Here is a 23,086-nt window from a genome sequence, read left to right on the forward strand (position 1 = left end):
GCCGCTGGTAACCTTGCCGCATGACTCAAGCCGCGTACCGCTACGCCATCTACCTGTCGCCATCCGGCCCGCTGGCCACCTTCGGCAATCATTGGCTGGGGCGCGACGCCGACACCGGCGCCATGCTGCCTCCGCCCGCCGACCTGCCCGCGGCGCCGCCCGAGTGGATCAAGGCGCCGGCCCACTACGGCCTGCATGCCACCCTGAAGCCGCCATTCCGGCTTGCCGACGGTGCCAACGCGGCGATGGTCGATGCCGCCGCGCGGGATCTTGCGCGCCGGCAAACGCCGTTCGACGCGCCGCTGGCGCTGCGCGCGCTGCGTGGTTTTGTCGCATGGACGCTCGCCGCCGGCGGCTCGCCGCCGATGCAGGCGCTGGCCGACGCCTGCGTGCTGGCCTTCGACCCCTTGCGCGCGCCGCCTTCGGCGCAGGAACTGGCCAGGCGCACCCCGGACCAGCTGAGCGCAGCAGAGCGCCGCATGCTCGACGCATGGGGCTACCCGTATGTGTTCGGCACCTTCGTGTTCCATATCACGCTGACCGGCATGCTCGATGCTGCCAGCCAGCGCGCCGCGAGCGCGCAGCTTGAAGCGGCCAGCGGCAAGCTGCTGCAAGCGCCGTTGCTTGTGGACCGCATCAGCGTATTCGTGCAGCCGGCCCAGGGCGAGGACTTTGTGGTCGCCCGCCATTACGGCTTCGACGGCAGCACCGCGGACGGCGCCGGCGCGGCGTATCTCGGCGCATGAGCGCGGCAACCGTGGCCGACGGACACGGCCTGTTCTACCTGATGGGACCGTCCGGCAGCGGCAAGGACTCGCTGCTGCGCGCGCTGCGCGAGCGCCTGGGCGCGGATCACCGCATTGTCATCGCCCATCGCTACATCACCCGGGCCGCCGATGCCAACGAGGCCTCGGTGGCGCTGACGCCTGAGGAATTCCACCGCCGCCGCGCGCTGGGCTGCCTGGCGCTGGACTGGCACAGCCACGGCCTGCACTACGGCATCGGCATCGAGATCGAGCAGTGGCTGGCGCGCGGCCTGACGGTGATCGTCAACGGCTCGCGCGAGTACCTGCCACAGGCGGTGGCACGCTACCCGAAGCTGTGCGCGGTACACGTGCGGGTGCAGCCGGAAGTGCTGGCGGCACGCCTGCGCCAGCGCGGCCGCGAAGCGGAAGATGCGATTGCGAAACGGCTGGCCCGCGCGCGGCAGGCGTTCGCCGTGCCGCCGGGATGCCGGCTGGTCGAGATCGACAACAGCGGCGGGCTGGAAAGCGCGGTGGCGGCGCTGGCGCAACTGGTAGGCGCCGCGCCTCCGGCGGCACGGCAGGCCTGAGTTCAGAGCCCGATGCTGAAGCTGATGCCATGCTCGGTAAAGCCGAGCTGGCGATAGAACTGGTGGGCGCGCAGGCGTCGCGCACTGGATGACAGCGCCAGCTTGGCGGCACCGGCTTCCCGCGCCAGCCGCATCGCCTCGCGCATCATGGCCTTGCCGATGCCCATGCCGCGCGCGGCCGGCGCCACCACCACGGCTTCGACGATCGCCTCGGGACGCCCGTCGTGGACCATCACCGGGAACACCAGCAGGCTGAAGGTGCCGAGCGGCACCTCGTCCGCGCCCACCATCATGTAGCAGCGGTAGTCCGGATAGCGGCGCATGGTGGCATAGCGCTCGCGCATGGTGGCCAGCGGCAGCGGCGCCTCGCCGTCCATCGCGGCCAGCAGCGCGGACAGGTGCAGCAGCTCCGCGTCGGAGCCGCGCACTTCGCGCAGCGCCAGCGAGACTTCGGTGGTCGGCATGGCGTTCAGACCAGCACCTTGCGGATCTGGGCCGACAGGATGTCGATGGCCGAGACGAACACGATGATGATGATCATCACCGCGCAGGTCTGCCCGTACTGGAAGCTGCGGATGATTTCCCACAGCACGGTGCCGATGCCGCCGGCGCCGACGATGCCCACCACCGACGCCGAGCGCACGTTGGACTCGAAGCGGTACAGCGCGAACGACAGCCACAGCGGCAGCACCTGCGGAATCACGCCGTAGACGATTTCCTCGACCGGACCGGCGCCGGTGGCACGCACGCCTTCGACCGGGCGCGGGTCGATGGCTTCGACCGCTTCGGCAAACAGCTTGGCCAGCACCCCGGTGGTATGGATCCAGATCGCCAGCACGCCGGCGAACGGGCCCAGCCCGACCGCGACGATGAACAGCATGGCGAACACCATTTCATTGATGGCGCGGCATGCATCCATGACGCGGCGCGCGGGCTGGTAGACCCAGGCCGGCACGATATTGGCCGAGGACAGCAGCCCCAGCGGCACCGCCACCACCACGGCCAGCGCCGTGCCCCACAGCGCGATCTGCACGGTGACCAGCATCTCGTCGAGGTAGTGGCGCCAGTCGCGGAAATCCGGCGGGAAGAAGTCGGCCGCGAACCTGGCCATGTTGTCCGAATCGCGCAGCAGGTCGAGCGGGCGCATGTCGGCGCCTTGCCAGGACAGGGCCAGCAGGGCCAGCAGCACCGCCCAGGTCAGCGGCACGGCAAGGGGTGTGCGCGGCGGGCGCACATGGCTTCGGGGCGTGGGAGGCAGGCCAGGCGTGGCGGAGACGGTCATGGAGCGGTCCGGATACAGCGGGGATTGGAAAGCGGTGCGAGGCGGGCGGCGACAGCCGCCGCCCCGGTGAGACAGGTCGAACAGTGTGGTGGCGGCGAACCGGTTACTGAGTGCTGCCGGCGCTGACGGCGGCCTTGTCCAGCTCCGCCAGGCGGCGGCTCACGTCGGACAGGCGCTTTTCCTTGTCGGCGGCGGCCAGCGTGGTGTCGGATTCGATCTTGGCCTTTTCGCGCGCCAGCTCGATCTGGCGGATCGGCACGAGCTGCGCGTCGTTCGAGGCGCGGAAGCCCTGGTAAGTCAGGCCGGCCAGCACCTGCTTCTCGCGCGCCGCGTCGGTGCCCTTGCCGTAGTTGACGAAGAAGGTCTGGATCTTTTTCTTCAGTTCGGGCGTGAGGTCCTTGCGGTAGACCATCGGGTCGGCCGGGATCAGTGGCGACTTCCACAGCACGCGCACCTGCTCATAGGCGTTCTTGCCCGTGTTGATGCGGTAGCGCTCCATGTTCTCGGTGTTGTTGACGGCCACGTCGACCTGCTTGTTCAGCACCGACAGCAGGTTGGTTTCATGGTTGCCGATGCGCACCGCCTTGAACAGCGTCTTGGGCTCGACCTTGTTGGCGCTCCACAGGTAGAAGCCCGGCACCGCCGTGCCCGAGGTGGAGTTGGGGTCGCCGGCGCCGTAGGTCAGGTCCTTGCCGCGCCTGATCACGTCTTCGACGCTCTTCAGGTCGCTGTCCTTGTTGACCACCAGCACCGACCAGTAGCCCGGGTTGCCGTCCTTGTCGATCACCGACGCAAACACCTCGCCGCTGGCGCGGTCGACCGCTTCCATGGCCGACTTGTTGCCAAACCACGCGATCTGCACCTTGTTGAAACGCATGCCTTCGATGATGCCGGCATAGTCGGAGGCGAAGAACGGCTTCACCGGCACGCCCAGGGTCTTGCTCAGGTCGTCGATCAGCGGCTGCCAGGCGGTCTTCAGGTTGGACGACGATTCGGTCGAGATGAAGCCGATGTTCAGGCTTTTTGCCTCCTGGCCGAAGGCAGGCAGGGCGGGGAGGGCAACCGCGGCCGAGGCCGCGACGGCGATGAAGGTTCTGCGAAGCATGGGCAACTCCGGTGGAAAGCGGTTTGGGGGAATGGGGCTGCGCCAACCGCTCAGGCGGCGGCCAGGTTCATCGTGACCAGCGCCGGCGCCGGCATGGGCGCGGCGCTGTCGTCGTCTTCAGGGATGGCATCGCGCAGCAGTTCGTCCGCTTCAGTGCCGTAGAGGTCGCGCAGCATGGCCGGCGTCAGCGCGGCCGAGGGGCCGTCATAGACCACCTTGCCGTGGCGCAATGCAACCACGCGCGGGCAGTAGCGCATGGCTACGTCCACCTGGTGCAGCGACACCACCACCGCCACCTTGCGGGTGCGGTTGATCTGCCTGAGCAGCGACATGACGCGGCGCGAAGATTCGGGATCGAGCGAGGCGATCGGCTCGTCGGCCAGGATCACGCTGGCGTTCTGCACCAGCGTGCGCGCAATCGCGGCGCGCTGCTGCTGGCCGCCCGACAGTGTCGAGGCACGCTGAAAGGCATAGTCGTCTATACCAACTTGCGCAAGCGCATCGAGCCCCCTGCGGATTTCGTCGGCCCTGAACGCGCGCAGCAGGCCGCGCCATTTGGGTACACGCGCCAGCATGCCGACCAGCACATTGGTGATCACCGGCAGGCGTCCCACCAGGTTGAACTGCTGGAACACGAATCCGATCTCGCGCCGCACCTGGCGTACGTTGCCGGCGAGGCGGCCGTTGCGCTGCACGTGGCGGCCGTTGACCAGGATCTCGCCGGCGCCGGCGTCGCCGGTGACGAAGCCGGCCACGTGGCGCAGCAGCGTAGACTTGCCGGATCCGGACGCGCCCAGCAGCGCGACCATCTCGCCCGGTGCGATCTGCAGCGTGACATCGTCAAGCGCCTTGCGGTCCGCACGGAACGATTTGCTCAGGCCGCGGACTTCAATTGCGTGCGTCATGTCGACTCCCCTGACTTGATTGACCTGCGCATTCTGGCGGGGGTGGATGACAGAACGATGACTGGAAGACCGATCCGGCGCGGTCATCGGACACAGGTTTGGGCGGGCGAGGCCCGGGAGCCGGTAAAGTCTCGCTTATTTCCCGCGCCGGCTGCGCTGTGTGCCGGCGCACCACGGTCAGATGATCTGATATGAACCAAACTCTTCACAAGGCAATGCAAGCCATTGCCGCCGCCGCGGCGCTGCTTTGCGGCGCCGGTGCCCATGCTGCCGAGCGTGTCGATGCGGCCGCGCTCAGGCGTGTCGTCGACGCGGCAATCCAGCCGGTGATGCAGGCGCACGATGTGCCGGGCATGGCCGTGACCGTCACGGTCGGCGGCAAGCAGTACGACTTCCACTACGGCGTCGCCGCCAGGGCCGGCGCCCGCAAGGTCGACGCCGATACGCTGTTCGAGATCGGTTCGGTCAGCAAGACCTTCACCGCGACGCTGGCCGCCTATGCGCAAGCCCGCGGCGACCTGTCGCTGACCGACAATGCGGCGAAGCACCTGCCGCAACTGGCGGGCAGCAGCGTGGGCGCGACCAGCCTGCTGGACCTGGGCACGTATGCGGCCGGCGGGCTGCCGCTGCAGTTTCCGGAGGGCGTCACCGACACCGGCAAGATGGTCGACTATTTCCGCGACTGGCGTCCCCGCTACGCCCCCGGTACCCACCGGCAATACTCGAATCCCAGCATCGGCCTGTTCGGCTACCTGGCGGCGCGCAGCATGGGCCAGCCGTTCGACGTGCTGATGGAGAAGACACTGTTCCCCGCGCTCGGGCTGCGCAGCACCTACATCACGGTGCCGAAGGCGCGCATGAAGGACTATGCCTATGGCTACGCCAGGGGCGGCAAGGCGGTCCGCGTCACGCCGGGCGTGCTGGATGCCGAGGCCTACGGCGTCAAGACCACGTCGGCCGACATGATGCGCTTCGTCATGGCGAATATCGACAGCAGCGGGCTGGACCAGACCCTGCAGCGCGCGCTGGCCGCCACCCGCACCGGTTACTTCAAGGTCGGCGACATGGTGCAGGGGCTGGCGTGGGAAATGTACCCGTGGCCGGCGCAGCGCGACAGCGTGCTGGCAGGCAGCTCGCCGCAGGTGGTGTTCGAGGCCAACCCGGTGGCGCGGCTGGAGCCGCCGCAGGCGGCGCGCAGCGGCATGCTGGTCAACAAGACGGGCTCGACCAACGGCTTCGGCGCCTATGTCGCCTACGTGCCGTCGCAGCGCATCGGCATCGTGATGCTGGCGAACAAGAATTATCCGGTCGCGGAGCGGGTGAAGGCGGCGTTCCGGGTGCTGCAGTATCTGGACGGACAGCCGGTGGGGGAGGGTAAGCCTTGAAGGGTGATTGACGCGGTTGACTTCGTGGATGCGCTGGCCCTCTCCCCCGCCCCTCTCCCGCGAGCGGGAGAGGCGAGCAAACAGGCGGAAGGGAAAGTCCTTTGGACTCGCCAGTGACAGCGCGTGCGAGCGCAGTGACGCACTCCGTGCCAGAGCAGTAGACCTGAGATAGGGAGCGCGCGCAGCGCAGCCGAAGGCGTCCCACCAATATCGTGCTTAGCGGGCTGCCACCGACCTAAAGTCGGGTTCGTCCATCCGACCCCGAACGCCAGGCACTTCCAGGTAGCGTCAGCAGGGTGGAACCACCAACGGCCGGACCGCAAGTCACCGCCGCTGGAACAACCGACGCCGCCTTAGCCAGCCGCTTAGGCGACGCGCTCTTTGCCTCCTTTCTGTCGCTCGGACAGAAAGGAGGTCGCCGGCTACGCCGGCGAAACAGCCGCGCCCGCCAAGCACCCGACCCCAACCACAACCAATATTTTTCACGCGTGACGGAATAGTCTAGCCTCCCCACGTGTATACGCAGGAAACCATCCCGACCCAGGCCCACGCCAGTTCGTGGCCAACCGGAGACCCTGCGATGCAACGAAGTTCTTCACGCCTTGGCGCCGGCACCGCGGCACGCGCCTTGGCGGCGCTGTGCCTGTCGGCCGCCAGCCTGGCCGCGCCGGCCCAGGACGCGCACCAGCACCCGGGCCAGGCGGCACCTCCGCCCTTCATCGCCAGCACCGCGAAACCCTATGCTGCCCTGATCGACGACGCCATGAACGTGATGCACCACGGCATGACGCAGGCGCCCACCAACGGCGACCCGGACCACGACTTCGTCGCCATGATGATCCCGCACCACCAGGGCGCGATCGACATGGCCAAGGCGCTGCTGCTGTACGGCAAGGATCCGGCGCTGCGCAACCTGGCGCAGGGCATCATCACCGAGCAGCAGAACGAGATACGGCTGATGCAGGCGTGGCTGCAGCGCCATCAGGCCCAGCCGCCCCGGGCCACGTCGCCGCGCTGACCGGCCCCATTCTGTCGCGCGCCTTATGCCAACCGCATCCAGCTCCCTTACTGCCATGAAGAAGAACACGCTTGTCGCCCTCGCCATCTCGCTCGGCGCGCCACTGGCCAGCGCCGCACCGCAACCGCAGGACCGCGTCTATACCGCGGACCAGAACAGCAACACCGTGTCGGTGATCGACCCCGCCGCCAACCGGCTGCTGGGCCAGATCCGGCTCGGCAATGCACGGCCCGACGTGCTGTCGCCGCTGTACAAGGGCGAACTCAACGTACACGGCCTGGGGTTCTCACCGGACCACCGGACGCTGATCGTCATCTCCAATGGCTCCAACTCGGTCGCGTTCATCGATACCGCCACCAACCGGGTCAAGGGCATCGCCTATATCGGCCGCTCGCCGCACGAGGGCTTCTTTACCGCCGATGGCAAGGAGGTATGGGTGGTGGTGCGCGGCGAGGACTACATCTCGGTCATCGATCCCGCCACGTTCCGTGAAACCCGCCGCATCCCGACCACCGCGGGACCGGGCATGGTGCTGTTCCACCCGGCGGGCCAGCTGGCCTTCGTCGTGTCCAGCTTCAATCCGGTGGTCGACGTGATCGACGTCAGGGCCCGCAAGGTGGTGAAGCGGCTGGACGTGGCCAGCCCGTTCTCGCCCTTCCTGCAATTCACGCCCGACTTCAAGGAAGTCTGGATGACGCACAAGGACGTGGGCAAGGTCACACGCATCGATACCGGGAAGCTGGCCGTGAAGGGCGTGTTCGATACCGGCTTTATCACCAACCACCTGGCCTTTGCCCGCACCGCGCGCGGCACGCATGCCTATGTCACGGTAGGTGGCGAGAATGTGGTGAAGGTGTTCACCACCGAGGCCACGCCCACGCTGGTCGCGACCATTCCCGTCGGCGCGCTGCCGCATGGCATCTGGGCGGCGGACGATGGCTCGCGCGTCTATGTCGGCCTGGAAAACGGCGACGCGGTGGATGTGATCGCCACCGCCGACAACCGCGTCATCGCGCGCGTGCCGGTGGGCCAGGCGCCGCAGGCGCTGGTCTATGTCAGCAATGCGGTGCCCGGCGGTGCCGGCACCGACAACCTGGTGCCGCGCGCGAACACCGAGCCGCTCAACGTTGCGCTCAAGCCGGTCCGCGGCGGCGACGCCAAAGGCTTTGTCGTGGCGCGCAACCTGGGCGTGGTCGACGCACTCGAGGTCTCGCTGTTCAAGCTGAAGCCGCAAACGCAATACAGCGTCTACGTGGGCGGGCAGAAGACGCCGGTGGCAAGCTTCAGGACCAACCCGGCCGGCATGGCCAACGGCACCGCGATCGGGCCGCTGCGGGAGGTGGTGCCGACGCTGTCGCCGCAGGCGCCGTCACCGGTGCAGCTGGTGGTGATGGAGGGCAACGCGCCGCCGGACCCGGCCAACGCGGTGCTGGTCAGCGCGCCCTGAGCGCGATCACGAGCAGCGCAGCAGCACGGGGCAGGGTGCTCACGGCACATTGCTCTGGGTGAAATCGAACGGCTTGCCGGGCACGTCGTAGGCGCCGCCGAACTCGAACGGCGCATTGCCCGACTTGCCGACGCCGATATGCAACGGCGTATTCCCGCCTTGCAGGGCAATCGGCGCATAACGGTAGTTCATCACCTGCCTGCCGGTGTAGTCCGCAATGGTGATCACGCTGGTCAGCAGCGGGTTCTGCTGGGTCTCGTCCACCGTGATGGGGTCGACGATGCGCGAGTCCTGCAGCGTCTTTTCGACGGTCAGGCCCACCATGTCGACCAGCTGGATCTTTTGCGCGCCGCGCGATACCACCCACAGCCTGGTGTTGGAATTGCCCAGTCCCACGTTGACATGGTGCTTCATGCTGGTGGGATTCTTGCCAACCTGCACGCTAAGCATCTCCTCGATCAGCTTCGGGTCGGGATTGCGGCCGGACTGCAGCCCCGCCACGGAGAACGCGCGGATCTTGCCTTCCTCCGTCGCCACCCAGGCGCGGCCGGGAATCGGCAGGATCGAGATCCTGACGGCCGTGGGCTTCTGCGGCAGGCGGACCGACTTGACGATGGCCGGCGCGTAGTTGTCCACGGCAAATACCGGCGGCCACTGGGCATCGCCCAGGCCGGTGTTGGCCAGCGTCGCTTGCAGCGCGGCATGGCTGCCTTCGAAGTACGCCCGGTTGACCTTGTCGAACAGCGGCTTCAGGTCGAGGAAGATCACCTTTTTCTCGGACTTCGAAATCACCGCCGCCACGCCGGCCCGGGACACCAGCTTGCCGTTGATGCCCGTGCGCGTGAAGCTCTTCTGGTTGACGCTGCTGGTGGCCGGGTTTACCTCCGTCTTGGTCCGGCTGGCGCCGCGGCGGCCGACCGGGTCGATCAGCCAGCCCTGCGTGCTGTTGTCCTGCATCACGCCAAAATCCGTTACCGCCGAGATGTCGGTCGGCGCCACCATGCCGGGCAGGTCGATAAAGCCCAGCAGCTTGATAAAGACGAAGTTGGAGATATTGCGCAGGCCGGGGTAAAGACCCGGCCACGAGCCCGCGCTGGGATCATAGGGCCCGCCGACCTTGCTGCCATCGGCCAGGCTGCCCAGCGCCAGCACGGCCACCTGGCCCTTGAAGGCGACGGTATCCCAGATCGTTACCAGGGCGAATTCCGAGTTGGTCGTGATCGCAATCGCCGTAGGCACCTTGCCCGCGGGCAATTTCACGGCCGCCGAGTGCGAGGCGGTATTGCTGCCGACCGAGGCAATCAGGCCGTTCTGGAACGCGATCAAGGCCTGGGCGCAATCGTGTTCGCTGCAGCGCCCCATGGCAATCGGGCGCCTTGGCAATTCGCCGCCATTGGCCGCGATATGGTTTTTCAGCTGCGGGTCGGTCGCGACATGCCCGTAAACCCACGGCAACTGCGGTTTCTCGGCAACCGTCCCGGCACTCAGCGCCAGCGTCAGCAGCGAGGTAACGCCAGGGTCCGGTGCCGCATCGGCGCGATAAATGACATCCCCCATATTGCTGCCGTAATCGTTGCGGGAGCAATCCAGCTGGCCCAGCTGATAGATGACCTTAAGGCTGTGATCCAGCTCGGACTTGGGAAACTCCTTCTGATAGCAGGGATTGCCGTGCGGATAGAAGGTCTTGTCGTCCGGCTGCCAGTGCGTTGGCGCCCCCGCCACCGGCCTGGTATTGGCCGGGCCGTAGCGATAGGCGATGGCCTCGTCGCTGCTGTAATCGGACGCAATCGCCAGATAGGCTTCCCGCACCAGCTTGCCTTCGGCATCCACGACGTCGTCGAACCATGGCCGCGGCGGTGCTGCCGGTACTGTTGCTGCGGGCGGCGGGCGTTCCGCGGGCACTTGCGCGGGAACCGGCTTGGCGGCCACCGCCACCGATGCGGTACCAGACGGCACCGGCGCCGCGGTGCGGCGCTCGGGATCGCGTTCGCAGCCGGCCAGCGCCAGCATGACGACGCAGGGAGCCAGCGTCAGGTTGACGGCCCGAAGCATGGCAGTGGGGTGCGATGGCAAGCGTTTCCCAGGCATCGGTCTTTATGGGGCGCAAAGGAAAATCGTGGGGCGCAAGGATTCGCCAGGTTGGACTTTGGCAGCTTTCCGGCCGCCGCTTAGTACGCCAGCACATATTTCTGGTGCATTGGCTCGCGCGGCTGCACTCCATGTCTGCATTGTTATCGGTAATCCCCCCAATCGACGTTCCGGCGCGCTTGCATCATGCGTTGCCGGTTCCGGCACGCTGCTTGCTTTTTGCCACAAAACGACATAGGTTTCCTCATGCATATCGGTTGAGCCATTGGTTCGCCGGCTGCATCAGGGGTCGAGAAACCGGCTGGCAAAGCGCGGGACCAAAACACAGGACCAAAACGCGCGCACAGGGCGGTTTCGATAAATCGAACTGGGAGGAATCGATTTGTCGTGGCGGCGTCGGCATTCCTCGCCAACGCCGCCTTGGTGTTTTCGTCGGCGGCCTTGCAGTCGGTTCGCCAGCCCGAGTATGACTGGCTCCCCTGGGCCCCCGCGATGATCCATCTGCCCCCGCGCGTGCAAACCATGACGATCCGCATGAGAACGGTCGCCCTGTCGGCGGCCTTCATGCTGGTGGTATTTCTGCTGGTGACCTGGATGGTCTCGTACCAGATGGTCAGCCATTCCAGGCAGGACCGCAAACAGGTCCAGGCCGTCTACGTGGCCAGCAAGGAAAAGGAGCTGCGCCACTACGTCGAACTCGGGCACGCGACCCTGACCCGCATCGCCCAGGGCAGCGGCGAGGAGGCCGCGCTGCAGCAGCAGGCGCTCGCCGCGCTGTCGCGCATGCATTTCGGCAATGACGGCTACTTCTTCGTCTACGACCGCCTCGGCAACGTGTTGCTGAATCCGGGCAGCATGGGCATCGACGGGGTCGATTTCTGCGACCCGGCCGATACCGGCAGCGACCAGGCCAGGATGCTGATCAGGCAGGCGCAAGCCGGCGGCGGCATTGTCCGCTACAACTGGATCAAGCCGTCCTCGCGTACCGAGGCACCCAAGATGTCGTATGTGCGGACCGCCGACAAATGGGGATGGGTGATCGGCGCCGGCCTCTATATGGACGACATCGAGCGCGAACTGGCCGCGTTCGATGCCAACGCCGCGCGCACGCTGCGCGATACGCAGATACGGCTCACTGCCTTCGCGATCGGCTCCGTGATGCTGATCAGCCTGGCCGGCCTGGCCTGGAACCTGCGCAACTCGCGCATCTCCGGCGAGAAGCTGCGGCGCCTGGCGCGGCGCGTGGTGAGCTCGCAGGAAGAGGAGCGCGCCCGCGTGGCACGCGAGCTGCATGATGGCGTGGTGCAGGTGCTGGTGTCGTCCAAGTACCTGCTGGAGACCGCCCAGGTGCATCTGGAACAGGACCCCGGCACGGACCCGGACAAGGATCGCCCGCCATCGCGTCGCCACGCGCCGCAAGCACTGCTGGCACAGGGCCTGGGCCGGCTGCAGGAAGCGCTGGTCGAGATCCGGCGGGTCTCGCACGGGCTGCATCCGGCCTTGCTGAGCGACCTGGGGCTGGCCGCCGCGCTGCGCATGCTGGTCGAGCAGCTGCACCCGCCGCGCGCCGTGGAGGTGCGCTTCATCGAGCAGGGGGCCATCCCCGCGCTGTCGCAGGCGCAGCGCACCGCGCTGTTCCGGGTCGCGCAGGAGGCCTTGAGCAACGCCCTCACGCACGCGCAGGCGGGCCGGGTCCAGGTCACGCTGGCCGGCAGCGGGCATCACGTCGCGCTGACGATCGAGGACAACGGCCACGGCTTCGACCTGAACAAGGTCCGCGCCGACGGCAAGGGCGGCATCGGCCTGCGCAATATGCGCGAGCGCATCGAAAGCCTGGAAGGCAGCGACTTTGCCGTGCGCACCGGCACCGGCGGCACGCGCGTCGAGGCCCGCCTGCGCCTGCCCGCGCCGGCGCCCGAAACACAGACCAGGACCCAGCCCGCACGACGCCTGGGCCATCATTCCCCCGCCAGGAGGCCTGCCGCATGACCCCAAACCTTCGTGTGCTGCTGGTCGATGACCATCCGTTCGTGCTGGACGGCGTGCGCCTGCGCCTGGAGGCCACCGGGGAAATGACCGTGGTGGGCGAGGCGGCAAGCGTGGAGGAGGCCATCATCCTGGCCGGGCGGCACGACCCCGACCTGGTGGTGTCGGACATCAACATGCCCGATGCCAACGGCCTGCAGCTTGCCTCGCGCTTTGCCGAGCGCTTTCCGTCGGTGCGCGTGATCGCTCTGTCGATGCACAAGGACCCTGAATATGTGCGGCGCGCCTTTGCCCTCGGCGTGGCTGCCTACGTCCTCAAGGAAGCGCCCGCGCACGAGCTGGTGACCGCGATCCGCACCGTCGCCGCCGGCGGCACCTACCTCAACGCCGAACTGCAGGCCTTCCTGCAGACCGACGAGCCGCCACCGTCGTCGCGCCGCACGCTGACGCCGAAGGAGGCCACGGTGCTGAAGCTGCTGGCCGAGGGCCGCTCCAACAAGGAGATCGCCGAGCGGCTCGGCACTTCGGTGCGCACCGTCGAAACCCACCGGCTGCACCTGCGCCGCAAGCTGCAGGTTGGCGGTCGGGCCGAACTGGTGAAGTACGCGGTCCACTTCTCCGACCTGCACGCGATCCAGCTCGCCGACGCGGCCCTGGCCGCGGACTGCTGATTGCCCCTGAGCCGTGCGCTGTGTCCATGCCTGGTGCGGTTGCACCGGGGCAGGGCGCTGGCGCGCACCATGAGTGGGGCGCGGAACAAGCTCTCTGTATTACTGCGTAGGGGAAAGTCGTGCTGCTGTCGCGGCCGTTGTTTGCGTAGACTTTTTTCGAAGAAGAGGCGCCGGGCACGCAGATGCGTCGATACGCCGATCGCTGGACACAACGGGAGAGCACCATGGACGAGCTGAAGCAAAAGCAGATAACGGCTGTCGCAACGCCACCGCATCCGGAAGCGCTGGCGACGTGGACACCCAAGCGGCGCGAATTCCTGCGCATGCTGGCCTACGGCGCCGGCTCGCTGGCGCTGGCGCCGCTGATCAGCGCCTGCTCGGACGACGCCTCGGCGGCATCGTCCGACCTGCGCTCGCAGCTGGCGCAGGACGAGGCCTTCTGGAATGAAGTGCAGGGCATGTTCGTGCTCAAGCCCGAGAAGGTCTACATGAACATCGGCACCGGCGGCTCGATGCCCAAGGTAGTGCTCGATGTCTTCGGCCAGGAAAACCTCGCCAAGGCCGCCGATTCATCGAGCGGCTACGGCAACCTGGCCGACCTGCGCGCCGCAGTGGCCAAGGGCTTCGGCGTCGATGGCGATGAAGTGGCATTCTCCGGCAATACCTCGTCGGGCATGTGCCATGCGATCCTCGGCATCAAGTGGGAGCCGGGCGACGTGGTGGTCACCACCAACCACGAACATGGCGGCGGCCTGACTCCGCTCAATATCGCGGTCGACCGCTACGGCATCGAGGTCTCGACCATTGCGCTGCCGGTCGGCAACAACCAGACCGCCAGCACTTACGTCCAGCTGTTCGACGAGCGCATCCGCGCGCTGAAGGGGCAGGGCAAGCGGGTACGCGCGATGATGTGGTCGTCGCCCACCTACAAGACCGGCACCATGCTGCCGATCGCCGACCTGATGCAGGTGGTGAAGGCCCACAGCCTGATCAGCATCGTCGACGGTGCCCACCTGCCTGGCATGATGGCGTACGACTACGGCGCGCTGGGCATGGACTTCATGTCCGGCGCCGGCCACAAGTGGCAATGCGGACCGGGTTCCACCGGCATCCTGGTGATCCGCAACAAGATGCGCCCGTCCAATCCGCTGCCGCTGCCGGAGTGGTATCCGATCCATACCAGCTCCTACGTCAGGCAGCCGCGCGGCGCCTATGACATCGCCGCCACGGTGACGTCCTGCGGCAGCCTGCACGTGCCGATGTTCCGCGCACTGGCGCGCGCCTGCGAGATGTGGGACACCATCGGCCGGAAGAAGATCGAGACCTACGACCTGACGCTGTCGTCGTACCTGAAGGAAAAAATCGTCGAGCGCTGGGGCGTCGAGTCGCTGTATTCGCCCAAGGACGATCCGAAGCTGCTGTCCGCGCTGACCTGCTTCAATCCGTTCCGCAATCGCGACGATGCCATGAACCAGCAGAAGGCCACGACGTTCGTGAACCGCATGCTGAGCGACTTCGCCCCGGGCTTCGTGATCCGCTCGGTGAACTTCGAGGTCATCGGCGCGCCGGCCCAGCACTATGGCATCCGCATTTCCACGCACCTGTGGCACGACGCGAACGACATCGACCGGCTGGTGGAATCGATGTGGACCCTGTCCGGCGCCATGGCGTAACCCGGTCCCGTTCAACACGACAAGAGCCAAGCCCATGAAACGATCTGTCACCCTGATTGCCGCGGCCCTTTGCGGCGTGGCCTCGCTGTCGGCCTGCGCCCAGCACGGCGGCACGCTGCGCGCGGTCGCGTCGGCCGACGCCCCCAAGGCCATCGGTCCATACTCCCAGGCCATCCGCGCCGGCAACGTGCTGTATCTTGCCGGCCAGATCCCGATCCACCCCAAGACAGGCGAGTTGCTCAAGGACGCCCCCATCGAAGCCCAGACCCGGCTGGTGCTCGACAACCTGAAGGCGGTACTCGCGGCCGACGGCATGACCATGGCCGACGTGGTTTCCACCACCGTCTACATGAAGGACCTGAACGACTTCGGCAAGATGAACGAGGTCTACGGGACCTACTTCACCGGCGTCGCGCCGGCACGGGCGACGGTCCAGGTCGCGCGCCTGCCGCGCGACGTTGCCGTGGAGATCGGAGCGATCGCGGTCAAGCCCTGAGGGTGTTACGGCAGGAAGAGGGCAGCGGGGTACGGTTTCGGCCGTCCCCGCTGTTGGCATTCGGTCGCCGCCACCCTTCACAAAAACTGAACACGCCTTAACCACCACCATCTTTCGTCTCCTTCGGGCCCTGCTTACAGTCGAGCCCACAAGGAGATTCCCCCATGAAAGATGTGCTGGTGATCGGCGGCGGCAATGCCGCGCTGTGCGCCGCGTTGATGGCGCGCGAGGCGGGTGCCTCGGTGCTGCTGCTGGAGGGCTCGCCGCGCGAATGGCGCGGGGGCAATTCGCAGCACACCCGCAACTTGCGCTGCATGCATGAAGCGCCGCAGGATGTGCTGGTCGATGCTTATCCGGAAGAGGAGTACTGGCAGGACCTGCTGAAGGTGACCGGTGGCATCACCAACGAGCATCTGGCGCGCATGACGATCCGAGCGTCGTCGCGCTGCCGGGCCTGGATGCGCCGGCACGGCGTCCATTTCCAGCCGCCGCTGTCTGGCGCGCTGCATGTGGCGCGCACCAATGCCTTCTTCATGGGCGGCGGCAAGGCGCTCGTCAACGCCTATTTCCGCAGTGCCGAGGCGCTTGGTGTCGAGATCCGCTACGACACGCAGGTGGTTGCGATCGAGCGCGACGGCGACCGTTTCGTCGCGGCCGTGACCGCTGCGGGCGAACGCATCCAGGCCAGCACCTGCGTGCTGGCCGCCGGCGGTTTCGAGTCGAACCGGGACTGGCTGCGCGAAGCCTGGGGCCAGAACGAACGCGGCGAGTGGCCGTCGGACAACTTCCTGATCCGGGGCACGCGCTTCAACCAGGGCGTGCTGCTGCGCCATATGATCGACGCGGGCGCCGACGCGATCGGCGATCCGACTCAGGCGCATATGGTGGCGATCGACGCGCGTGCTCCGCTCTATGACGGCGGCATCTGCACGCGGATCGACTGTGTCTCGCTCGGCGTGGTCGTCAATCGCGACGGCGAGCGCTTCTACGACGAGGGCGAGGACTTCTGGCCCAAGCGCTACGCCATCTGGGGGCGGCTGGTCGCGCAGCAGCCCGGCCAGATCGGTTACTCGATCATCGACCAGAAGGCTATCGGCCGCTTCATGCCGCCGGTGTTCCCTGGCACCAGCGCCAATACGCTCGGCGAACTGGCGCGCAAGCTCGGCGTGCCGGAAGCCAGCTTCGTGCGGACCGTCGAAGCCTTCAACGCCGCCTGCCGGCCCGGCACCTTCGATCACACGGTGCTGGACGACTGCGCCACCGCGGGCATCGCGCCGGCCAAGACGCACTGGGCGCGGCCGCTCGACACGCCGCCCTACATCGGCTACGCGCTGCGTCCCGGCGTGACCTTCACTTACCTGGGCCTCAAGGTCAACGAGAACGCTCAGGTCCACTTCAATGGCAGGCCCAGCCCGAACCTGTTCGTCGCCGGCGAAATGATGGCCGGCAACGTGCTGGGCAAGGGCTATACCGCCGGCGTCGGCATGGCGATCGGCACCGCCTTCGGCCGCATCGCCGGCGTGGGCGCCGCGCGTGCCTGCGGCTTCGAACATCCCGATTTCGACATGGAGCAGTCCAATGCCATCGCTAGCTGAGCTGGTCGATCAGGCTCGTGCCGACGCACAAGGCGTGGGCGGGGCGGAGCGACGCGTGATTCCGATCCATCCCGTCTTGCCGCTGACCGCTGCCGAGGGTGAAGTCGCGCGCATCCTGCAGATCTGCAATGCCTGCCGCTATTGCGAAGGCTTCTGCGCGGTGTTTCCCGCCATGACGCGGCGGCTCGAGTTTGGCCGCGCCGACGTGCACTATATGGCCAACCTGTGCCACAACTGCGGGGCCTGCCTGCACGCCTGCCAGTACGCGCCGCCGCACGAGTTCGCCGTCAATGTGCCGGTGGCGATGGCCGAGGTCCGGGGCCAGACCTACCAGGACTATGCCTGGCCGCCAGTGCTGGGCAAGCTGTACCGGCGCAATGGCCTGACCGTGTCGCTGGCCCTGGCGCTCGCGCTGACCCTGTTCCTGCTGCTGGCCGTGGCGCTCAACGGTACGCTGTGGGGCGGTCCCGCCAGCGGCAATTTCTACGCGCTGTTCCCGCACAACCTGCTGGTGTCGATGTTTGCACCAGTGTTCGGCTTCGTCGTGCTTGCGCTGGCGATGGGCGTGCGCAGGTTCTGGCGCGAAGTCACCCCGGCGACCAGCGGCGCGCCAGTGAGCGCACCGGCGGCGGCAGAGGCGGGAGCCGCGGTGCTGCGGTTGAAATACCTCGACGGCGGCCACGGTGCCGGCTGCAACAATGCCGACGACGCCTTCACGCTGTCGCGCCGGCGTTTCCATCACCTGACGTTCTATGGCTTCGTGCTGTGCTTTGCCGCCACCGCCGTGGCGACGATCTATCACTATGCGCTCGGCTGGCATGCGCCATACGAGTTGCCGAGCCTGCCCAAGGTGCTCGGTGCCCTCGGCGGCGCCAGTCTCGCGATCGGCACCGCGGGGCTCGGCTGGCTCAACCTGCAACGTCACCGCCTGCACCTCGCTCACGGCCAGCGGCCGATGGACCTGGGCTTCATCGCCTTGCTGTTCCTGACCGCCACCAGCGGCCTGGCGCTGTGGCTGGGCCGCGGCACGCCGGCGCTGGCCATGCTCTTGTGCCTGCACCTGGGCGCGGTGATGGCGCTGTTCGCCACCATGCCCTACGGCAAGTTTGCGCACGGTGTGTTCCGCAGTGCCGCGCTGCTGCGCCATGCAGTGGAAAAGCGCCGGCCGAACCCGGTCGGGCTCGGGGCGGACTGAGCGGCCGAGGCTTGGCCAATCCCCACGCCCTTCCATAGACCCTTTCCAGAACGACAATACGGAGACCGATTCAATGGACCGTCGACTGATCCTGCGCGCACCCTTGCTGGCCGCGCTCTGCTTTTCCTTCTCATCGGGCTCTGCGCAAGCGCAACCTATCGCCGGCGGCAAGCCGGTCACGCTGGTGGTTGGCTTCGCCGCCGGCGGCGCCGCCGATGCGGCCGCGCGGCTGATCGCCAAGAAACTGGCGGACAACCTGGGCCAGCCGGTCGTCGTCGACAACCGCGGCGGTGCCGGCGGCAATATTGCCCATCAACTGGTGGCGCGCGGTCCGGCCGATGGCAGCATGCTGCTGTTCGGCTCGATCGGCCCGCTGACCATCGCGCCGCACCTGATGAAGCTGCCTTACGATCCGTTCAAGGATCTGGCTCCGGTCTCGGGCGGCGTGAACTTTCCCAATGTGCTGGTGGTGCACAAGGGCGCCGGGGTGAACAACCTGGCCGAACTGGTCGCGCTGGCAAAGAAGAAGCCTGGAGCGGTGGACTACGCGTCGACCGGTGCCGGCTCCGCCTCCCACCTTGCCGGTGAACTGTTCAACCAGCGCGCCGGCATCGAGATGGTCCATATCCCCTACAAGGGCGGGGCACCGGCGCTGCAGGACCTGCTTGGCCAGCGTGTGACCTCGTACTTCGCGGCACCGCCGACCGCAATGCCGCAGGTCGAGGCCGGCAAGCTGGTGCCGCTGGCCACCACCGGCCCGGTGCGGCCGGCGTATCTGCCAAACGTGCCCACGGTAGCTGAATCCGGCTATCCCGGTTTCGAGGCGTTGAACTGGTATGCCTTCGTGGCTCCGGGCAAGACGCCGGCCCCAGTCCTCGATCGCTGGAACCAGGAGATCGTCAAGGTGCTGAACGACGCCGGCGTGAAGGATGCCCTGACCAAGCATGGCCTGACCCCGCAGCCGACCACGCGGCCGGAACTGCTCGCCTTCATGAAGAAGGAAAGCGCCAAGTGGGGCGCGATCGTCAGGGAGCGGAAGATCACGGTCGATTGAGGCCGGCGATCAGGCCGGGACGGCAGCGCCGCCGTCGCGGCCTCAATCCTTGTGCAGCGTGGCGCCGAACCACGCGCCCTCGCGCACCAGGCTGCGCGCGGTATCGGCCAGCACCACCCGTGCCGCCAGTGCCGCAGGCGACAGCTCATCATCGGAAAGGCTCGCCAGCAGGTTGTGCCGCCCGACCTGGGCGTCGACCACCAGCGAGCGGACCAGCGTCGGATCATTGAGGCGCGCGGTCGCTGCGCCCGGCTGGATGGTGGCGCCAAAGCCGGCGCGCACCGCATCCATCAGCAGCGACAGGCCGTCGATCTCCGCCACCACGTTTGGCGTCACGCGCACGCGCGCAAAGGCAGCATCGAGCAGGGCGCGCAGGCCGTGGGTAGCGCTCGGCAGGATCAGCGGCAGTTCGCCCAACTGGGCGAGCCGGGCGCGCTGACCCTTCGGCAGGCCTGGCAGGCCCGAAGCCCCAAGCACATAAAGCTTCTCGTCGAGCAGCGGCGTCACGCTCCAGCGGCGCGCGGTCTCGGTGCGGAACACAATGGCCAGGTCCAGCCGGCGCGCATTGAGCATCTCGCTCAGGTGCCCGGACAAGGCCTCGACCACGTGGACGCGCACGTCGGGATAGCGCGCAGCCATGGCACGCAGCAGCGGCACGCCCAGCACCGCGGCGGTAGTCGAAGCCAGGCCGATGCTGACATGGCCGGACAGCCGCGCCTGCTGCGCGGCCCGAACCGCATCATCGGCGTGGCGCAGCGTCAGCTGGGCCTGCCGCAGGAAGGCCAGCCCGGCGTCGGTCGGCACCACGCCGGTGGACTGGCGCTGCAGCAGGCGCGTGGACAGTTCGCGCTCGAGCCGGCTGATCTGCTGGCTGAGCGCGGAGGTGGCGAGCTCCAGTTCGAGCGCTGCCTTGCCGAAGCTGCCAAGTTCGCAGACCTTGGCGAAATAGCGGAGTTGACGCAGTTCCATGGAGTATTCGGTGGCATCGCACTATGCGAGCGCCGCGGCGACGGACCATTGGCTGGCCGTGGTTGCGTGCGGCATGCCGCCGAATGGTAGCACCTGGCAGGGTCCTGCGCGGATGGGAGCAGGGAACAGAACTGTCCGGGCGAGTTTTGAAGCAGGGTACCGGCCCGCCCGGGATCCCGGCGGGCATTTTTGCTTCAGTTGTAGCCCAGTACCGCGATCGTTGCGACGTCCGGCCGGTCGTTCGAGTTGTCGGTCAGCACTTCCGTGGGGGTCTTTTGCCTGCCGGCCCGGATCACCCGATGCGAGCCAGGCTGCGGCGCCTGGCGGACAGCTCGAAGCAAAGATGCAAGAGACGGGTCGATGCTCGTGACGGCGTTCATGGGCGATTTTTCTCGATGGTAAGCACTTGAGGTCGATGATGGTTCAGGCCTGGCCTGCGTGGACAGCGCCATCGTGGGTTTTCTGGGTCCGGCTGCGCTTGATGACGCCGAACACCATCAGCACCACCGGCAGGATCAACAGGCCTTCTGCCAGTTCGGGATCCACCGGCAGTTTGATGACATGCAATGCCTTCAATCCGGCTGCCGCGATGGACAACACGTAATACGAGATCGCGGCGACCGACAGCCCCTCGACCGCATGCTGCAGATGCAACTGGTTGCGCGCGGTGCGTTCCAGTCCGGCCAGCAGCCTGGTGACATCCCGCTCCTGCGCCAGGTTGACGCGGGTGCGCAGCAGGTCGACCGCGCGCGCCACCCGTGCCGCGATCTGTTCGTGGCGCGACCAGACGCTGCGGCAGGTCTCCATGGCGGGACCGAAACGCCGCTCCATGAATTCGGAGATGGTAGGCATGCCTTCGATGCGCTGTTCCCGCAACTCATGGATGCGCGCCAGCACGATGCGCTCATAGGCGCGCGATGCGCTGAAGCGCCCGCTGTGCCCCGACAGCGATTCCACGCGCACGGCCAGTTCGGTAAGCCGATCCAGCAGTTCGGCATCGTCGTCGCCGGCGCGGCGCGCGTCCATGGCGCGCATCAGTTCCTGCAGCGATGCGTGGATGTCGTCGAGCTCCCGCCCCAGGCGGCGAGCGACCGGCAACGCCAGCAACGCCATCATGCGATAGGTCTCGATCTCGTAGAGCCGTTGCAGCAGCCTGCCGCCCTGTTCCTCGCGGAAGTCCTCGTCGATCGCCAGGATGCGCATATAGCCATCGGCCCGCACGTTCCAGTCGCAGTAGACCTTGCCGCTGCCCAGGACATCGCTGCCGACCAGAACCGGCCCGTCGAGCCATTCGCGCAGCTTCGCGCTGACAGCGCCCGCCGCCTGTCCCGACAGCAACTCCATCCGCACCGCATGGAAGCGCTTGCCGGCCAGCAGACTCAGCCAGTCTGCCGGAACACCATCGATGGCGAGGTCGTTGAAGTAATCGGTGTCGTCGCGCGGACTGACGAAGGTGAAGGTGGAGAACTCGGTGTGGCGCTCCCATTTCAGATGCCAGCCGAACGGGGATTGCACGGCGTAGTGCGTGACCCCGTCCGCAGGCAGCGCCATGCCGGTCTGTTCGCACAAGGTGCGCACCAGATATTCATGGATGGCGGGATCCTCGTCCGAGTAAATGGCGTAGTGGGTCAGTGAAACGCTGCCGCTGAGCCGAAGAAAGGGCCGGGCGTGCAATTCGGCGACCAGGGAGGCACGCAGCGGGTGGTCGACGAGGAGGGAAGCGGCTGGGTTGTCCATGCTCGGAGGGGAGGGCGGAATCCTGTTTGCTGTTGCCGAATATCGCACGCCGTTTTCAACAAGAAAAACGCATAATATTGATTGTTACGTTCAGTTTTCCTGATACCAATGAAGACGCTCGACCACGATGTGCTGGCCACGGTGATCGCCGTCGCCGAGACCGGCAATATGACGCGGGCCGCGGAGGCGGTGAACCGTTCGCAATCCGCGGTCAGCATGCAAATCAAGGCACTCGAGGAAGCACTGGGCCGCCCGCTGTTCGTGCGGCGGCCGCGCAGCATTGTGCTGACGCACGAGGGCGAGGTGCTGCTGGGCTTCGCCCGCCGCATGCTGGCGCTGCGAGACGAAGCCTGGGCGGCGGTGGTGCGGCCGGAGGTGACGGGCAAGGTGGCGATCGGCGTGCCCGACGATTACGCGTCGTCGCTGCTGCCATCGGTGCTGAAGAAATTCTCGACCACGTACCCGAAGGTAGAGATCCAGGTGGTCGGCCTGCCCAGCAGCGCGCTCGCGCCACTGGTCAAGGACGGCACCGTCGACCTGGTCTGCGGCACGCGCGTGAAGGGCTTGTCCGGCGACTTCATCCGCCATGAGCCGATGGCATGGGCCGCCATGTCCAACGGGCCGCAAGTGTGGGAGGACCGGCCACTGCCCATCGCCGTGTTCATGCCCGGCAGCGTGGCGCGCGAGAACGCGATACGCAGCCTCGATCGCGCGCGGATCGCGCATCGGACCTCGTACGAGAGCCCGAGCCTGCTGGGCCTGCTCAGCATGGTCGAGGCCGGCCTGGCCGTGGCCGCGCTGGCCCGCTGCGCGATCCCGCCGCAACTGACCGTGCTGGGCCAGGCCCAGGGCCTGCCTGACCTGCCGCCGCTCGAGCTTATCCTGGCCCGCAGCGCGAAGTCGAAGCGGCCGCCCTGCGAGTTCCTTGCCGAGCAGATCATGACGGACTTGCGGGCGGGGGCGGGGCAGGCCTAGCGTCAAAAAAGCACTAAAGATCACACGTCGCTCTACGGCGGAGTGCAACGCAATCCCTCTTGAAATTTCGCGGCGCCGTACTATTTTATTTTTCGCTCAGGCAGTCGCGACGTTGCGCGCTGCGTGTTTCTATTTGTTTGCCGGCAGCTTGGCAGGTGAATGGTAGCGCGTC

Annotated in this window: 21 protein-coding genes; 13 read left to right on the forward strand and 8 right to left on the reverse strand. The window is 67.0% G+C overall.

Annotated features, from left to right (window positions below; translation table 11 throughout):
* The first annotated feature begins 20 nt into the window (after positions 1-20).
* Both U9J39_RS25655 and phnN read left to right on the forward strand, forming a co-directional pair.
* Positions 21-746 (forward strand): DUF1045 domain-containing protein, encoded by a 726-nt coding sequence (locus tag U9J39_RS25655; RefSeq protein WP_326348478.1) that lies wholly within the window; start codon positions 21-23, stop codon positions 744-746.
* Entirely contained in the window at positions 743-1,333 is a 591-nt protein-coding gene (gene phnN / locus U9J39_RS25660; protein ID WP_115682982.1) for a phosphonate metabolism protein/1,5-bisphosphokinase (PRPP-forming) PhnN, read from the forward strand. Before U9J39_RS25655 ends, phnN begins: the two co-directional genes overlap by 4 nt.
* A 2-nt stretch (positions 1,334-1,335) precedes the next feature.
* Here phnN and U9J39_RS25665 read toward each other — a convergent pair whose 3' ends face one another.
* From U9J39_RS25665 to phnC, 4 genes are all read right to left on the reverse strand, one after another.
* Positions 1,336-1,797 carry a GNAT family N-acetyltransferase gene (locus U9J39_RS25665; RefSeq protein WP_115713293.1) on the reverse strand — a complete coding sequence of 154 codons (462 nt, stop codon included), beginning with the start codon at positions 1,795-1,797 and terminating at the stop codon, positions 1,336-1,338.
* Positions 1,798-1,802: 5 nt separating this feature from the next.
* Positions 1,803-2,615 carry a phosphonate ABC transporter, permease protein PhnE gene (phnE, locus tag U9J39_RS25670; protein ID WP_326348479.1) on the reverse strand — a complete coding sequence of 271 codons (813 nt, stop codon included), beginning with the start codon at positions 2,613-2,615 and terminating at the stop codon, positions 1,803-1,805.
* A 103-nt stretch (positions 2,616-2,718) separates the two neighbouring features.
* Positions 2,719-3,720 carry a phosphonate ABC transporter substrate-binding protein gene (gene phnD / locus U9J39_RS25675; RefSeq protein ID WP_115713291.1) on the reverse strand — a complete coding sequence of 334 codons (1,002 nt, stop codon included), beginning with the start codon at positions 3,718-3,720 and terminating at the stop codon, positions 2,719-2,721.
* Between the two features lie 50 nt (positions 3,721-3,770).
* Positions 3,771-4,625 carry a phosphonate ABC transporter ATP-binding protein gene (gene phnC, locus U9J39_RS25680; protein ID WP_115682978.1) on the reverse strand — a complete coding sequence of 285 codons (855 nt, stop codon included), beginning with the start codon at positions 4,623-4,625 and terminating at the stop codon, positions 3,771-3,773.
* A 215-nt stretch (positions 4,626-4,840) separates the two neighbouring features.
* Between phnC and ampC the strand changes: the two genes are divergently transcribed.
* The 3 genes from ampC (at position 4,841) to U9J39_RS25695 (ending at position 8,475) form a co-directional block, all read left to right on the forward strand.
* On the forward strand, positions 4,841-6,010 hold the full coding sequence (gene ampC / locus U9J39_RS25685; RefSeq protein WP_373429593.1) for a class C beta-lactamase: 1,170 nt from the start codon (positions 4,841-4,843) through the stop codon (positions 6,008-6,010).
* 580 nt (positions 6,011-6,590) lie between these two features.
* A complete protein-coding gene (gene copM / locus U9J39_RS25690; protein WP_326348480.1) occupies positions 6,591-7,028 on the forward strand; it encodes a CopM family metallochaperone in 438 nt (145 codons plus the stop codon).
* 55 nt (positions 7,029-7,083) lie between these two features.
* Positions 7,084-8,475 carry a YncE family protein gene (locus U9J39_RS25695; RefSeq protein ID WP_326348481.1) on the forward strand — a complete coding sequence of 464 codons (1,392 nt, stop codon included), beginning with the start codon at positions 7,084-7,086 and terminating at the stop codon, positions 8,473-8,475.
* A gap of 39 nt (positions 8,476-8,514) precedes the next feature.
* Here the strand turns inward: U9J39_RS25695 and U9J39_RS25700 are convergent, their stop codons facing one another.
* Entirely contained in the window at positions 8,515-10,527 is a 2,013-nt protein-coding gene (locus tag U9J39_RS25700) for a hypothetical protein (protein WP_240987822.1), read from the reverse strand.
* Between the two features lie 570 nt (positions 10,528-11,097).
* Here U9J39_RS25700 and U9J39_RS25705 point away from each other — a divergent pair.
* The 7 genes from U9J39_RS25705 (at position 11,098) to U9J39_RS25735 (ending at position 19,233) form a co-directional block, all read left to right on the forward strand.
* Complete coding sequence (locus U9J39_RS25705; protein ID WP_326348482.1) at positions 11,098-12,552, forward strand: cache domain-containing protein; 1,455 nt, start codon at positions 11,098-11,100, stop codon at positions 12,550-12,552.
* Positions 12,549-13,220 (forward strand): response regulator, encoded by a 672-nt coding sequence (locus U9J39_RS25710; protein ID WP_116314402.1) that lies wholly within the window; start codon positions 12,549-12,551, stop codon positions 13,218-13,220. Before U9J39_RS25705 ends, U9J39_RS25710 begins: the two co-directional genes overlap by 4 nt.
* A gap of 224 nt (positions 13,221-13,444) precedes the next feature.
* Positions 13,445-14,893 (forward strand): aminotransferase class V-fold PLP-dependent enzyme, encoded by a 1,449-nt coding sequence (locus tag U9J39_RS25715; protein WP_115682971.1) that lies wholly within the window; start codon positions 13,445-13,447, stop codon positions 14,891-14,893.
* A gap of 34 nt (positions 14,894-14,927) precedes the next feature.
* The gene (locus U9J39_RS25720; protein ID WP_115682970.1) at positions 14,928-15,389 is read left to right on the forward strand and encodes a RidA family protein; all 462 of its coding nucleotides are present in this window, start codon (positions 14,928-14,930) and stop codon (positions 15,387-15,389) included.
* Positions 15,390-15,553: 164 nt separating this feature from the next.
* Positions 15,554-16,984, forward strand: coding sequence for an FAD-dependent tricarballylate dehydrogenase TcuA (gene tcuA / locus U9J39_RS25725; protein ID WP_326348484.1), 1,431 nt, complete (start codon positions 15,554-15,556; stop codon positions 16,982-16,984).
* On the forward strand, positions 16,968-18,179 hold the full coding sequence (gene tcuB, locus U9J39_RS25730; RefSeq protein WP_326348485.1) for a tricarballylate utilization 4Fe-4S protein TcuB: 1,212 nt from the start codon (positions 16,968-16,970) through the stop codon (positions 18,177-18,179). The genes tcuA and tcuB overlap by 17 nt, the downstream gene beginning before the upstream one ends.
* A 73-nt stretch (positions 18,180-18,252) precedes the next feature.
* Positions 18,253-19,233 carry a Bug family tripartite tricarboxylate transporter substrate binding protein gene (locus U9J39_RS25735; RefSeq protein ID WP_116314405.1) on the forward strand — a complete coding sequence of 327 codons (981 nt, stop codon included), beginning with the start codon at positions 18,253-18,255 and terminating at the stop codon, positions 19,231-19,233.
* Between the two features lie 42 nt (positions 19,234-19,275).
* Here the strand turns inward: U9J39_RS25735 and U9J39_RS25740 are convergent, their stop codons facing one another.
* The 3 genes from U9J39_RS25740 to U9J39_RS25750 all read right to left on the reverse strand — a co-directional run bounded on the left by U9J39_RS25740 (position 19,276) and on the right by U9J39_RS25750 (position 21,939).
* Complete coding sequence (locus U9J39_RS25740; RefSeq protein ID WP_115713280.1) at positions 19,276-20,202, reverse strand: LysR family transcriptional regulator; 927 nt, start codon at positions 20,200-20,202, stop codon at positions 19,276-19,278.
* Positions 20,203-20,396: 194 nt separating this feature from the next.
* Positions 20,397-20,582, reverse strand: coding sequence for a hypothetical protein (locus U9J39_RS25745; protein ID WP_147299341.1), 186 nt, complete (start codon positions 20,580-20,582; stop codon positions 20,397-20,399).
* 43 nt (positions 20,583-20,625) lie between these two features.
* Complete coding sequence (locus U9J39_RS25750; protein WP_115713279.1) at positions 20,626-21,939, reverse strand: DUF3422 family protein; 1,314 nt, start codon at positions 21,937-21,939, stop codon at positions 20,626-20,628.
* Between the two features lie 108 nt (positions 21,940-22,047).
* Between U9J39_RS25750 and U9J39_RS25755 the strand changes: the two genes are divergently transcribed.
* Positions 22,048-22,914, forward strand: coding sequence for a LysR family transcriptional regulator (locus U9J39_RS25755; RefSeq protein WP_116314406.1), 867 nt, complete (start codon positions 22,048-22,050; stop codon positions 22,912-22,914).
* The last annotated feature ends 172 nt before the right edge of the window (positions 22,915-23,086 follow it).

This window comes from Cupriavidus sp. SS-3, from assembly GCF_035818815.1.
In the GTDB taxonomy this organism is placed as follows: domain Bacteria; phylum Pseudomonadota; class Gammaproteobacteria; order Burkholderiales; family Burkholderiaceae; genus Cupriavidus; species Cupriavidus taiwanensis_C.

Bases quoted from the DNA above. Each gene is read 5' to 3' on its own strand.
- U9J39_RS25655 (WP_326348478.1), top strand. From the start codon at position 21: ATGACTCAAGCCGCGTACCGCTACGCCATCTACCTGTCGCCATCCGGC.
- phnN (WP_115682982.1), top strand. From the start codon at position 743: ATGAGCGCGGCAACCGTGGCCGACGGACACGGCCTGTTCTACCTGATG.
- U9J39_RS25665 (WP_115713293.1), bottom strand. From the start codon at position 1,797: ATGCCGACCACCGAAGTCTCGCTGGCGCTGCGCGAAGTGCGCGGCTCC.
- phnE (WP_326348479.1), bottom strand. From the start codon at position 2,615: ATGACCGTCTCCGCCACGCCTGGCCTGCCTCCCACGCCCCGAAGCCAT.
- phnD (WP_115713291.1), bottom strand. From the start codon at position 3,720: ATGCTTCGCAGAACCTTCATCGCCGTCGCGGCCTCGGCCGCGGTTGCC.
- phnC (WP_115682978.1), bottom strand. From the start codon at position 4,625: ATGACGCACGCAATTGAAGTCCGCGGCCTGAGCAAATCGTTCCGTGCG.
- ampC (WP_373429593.1), top strand. From the start codon at position 4,841: ATGCAAGCCATTGCCGCCGCCGCGGCGCTGCTTTGCGGCGCCGGTGCC.
- copM (WP_326348480.1), top strand. From the start codon at position 6,591: ATGCAACGAAGTTCTTCACGCCTTGGCGCCGGCACCGCGGCACGCGCC.
- U9J39_RS25695 (WP_326348481.1), top strand. From the start codon at position 7,084: ATGAAGAAGAACACGCTTGTCGCCCTCGCCATCTCGCTCGGCGCGCCA.
- U9J39_RS25700 (WP_240987822.1), bottom strand. From the start codon at position 10,527: ATGCTTCGGGCCGTCAACCTGACGCTGGCTCCCTGCGTCGTCATGCTG.
- U9J39_RS25705 (WP_326348482.1), top strand. From the start codon at position 11,098: ATGAGAACGGTCGCCCTGTCGGCGGCCTTCATGCTGGTGGTATTTCTG.
- U9J39_RS25710 (WP_116314402.1), top strand. From the start codon at position 12,549: ATGACCCCAAACCTTCGTGTGCTGCTGGTCGATGACCATCCGTTCGTG.
- U9J39_RS25715 (WP_115682971.1), top strand. From the start codon at position 13,445: ATGGACGAGCTGAAGCAAAAGCAGATAACGGCTGTCGCAACGCCACCG.
- U9J39_RS25720 (WP_115682970.1), top strand. From the start codon at position 14,928: ATGAAACGATCTGTCACCCTGATTGCCGCGGCCCTTTGCGGCGTGGCC.
- tcuA (WP_326348484.1), top strand. From the start codon at position 15,554: ATGAAAGATGTGCTGGTGATCGGCGGCGGCAATGCCGCGCTGTGCGCC.
- tcuB (WP_326348485.1), top strand. From the start codon at position 16,968: ATGCCATCGCTAGCTGAGCTGGTCGATCAGGCTCGTGCCGACGCACAA.
- U9J39_RS25735 (WP_116314405.1), top strand. From the start codon at position 18,253: ATGGACCGTCGACTGATCCTGCGCGCACCCTTGCTGGCCGCGCTCTGC.
- U9J39_RS25740 (WP_115713280.1), bottom strand. From the start codon at position 20,202: ATGGAACTGCGTCAACTCCGCTATTTCGCCAAGGTCTGCGAACTTGGC.
- U9J39_RS25745 (WP_147299341.1), bottom strand. From the start codon at position 20,582: ATGAACGCCGTCACGAGCATCGACCCGTCTCTTGCATCTTTGCTTCGA.
- U9J39_RS25750 (WP_115713279.1), bottom strand. From the start codon at position 21,939: ATGGACAACCCAGCCGCTTCCCTCCTCGTCGACCACCCGCTGCGTGCC.
- U9J39_RS25755 (WP_116314406.1), top strand. From the start codon at position 22,048: ATGAAGACGCTCGACCACGATGTGCTGGCCACGGTGATCGCCGTCGCC.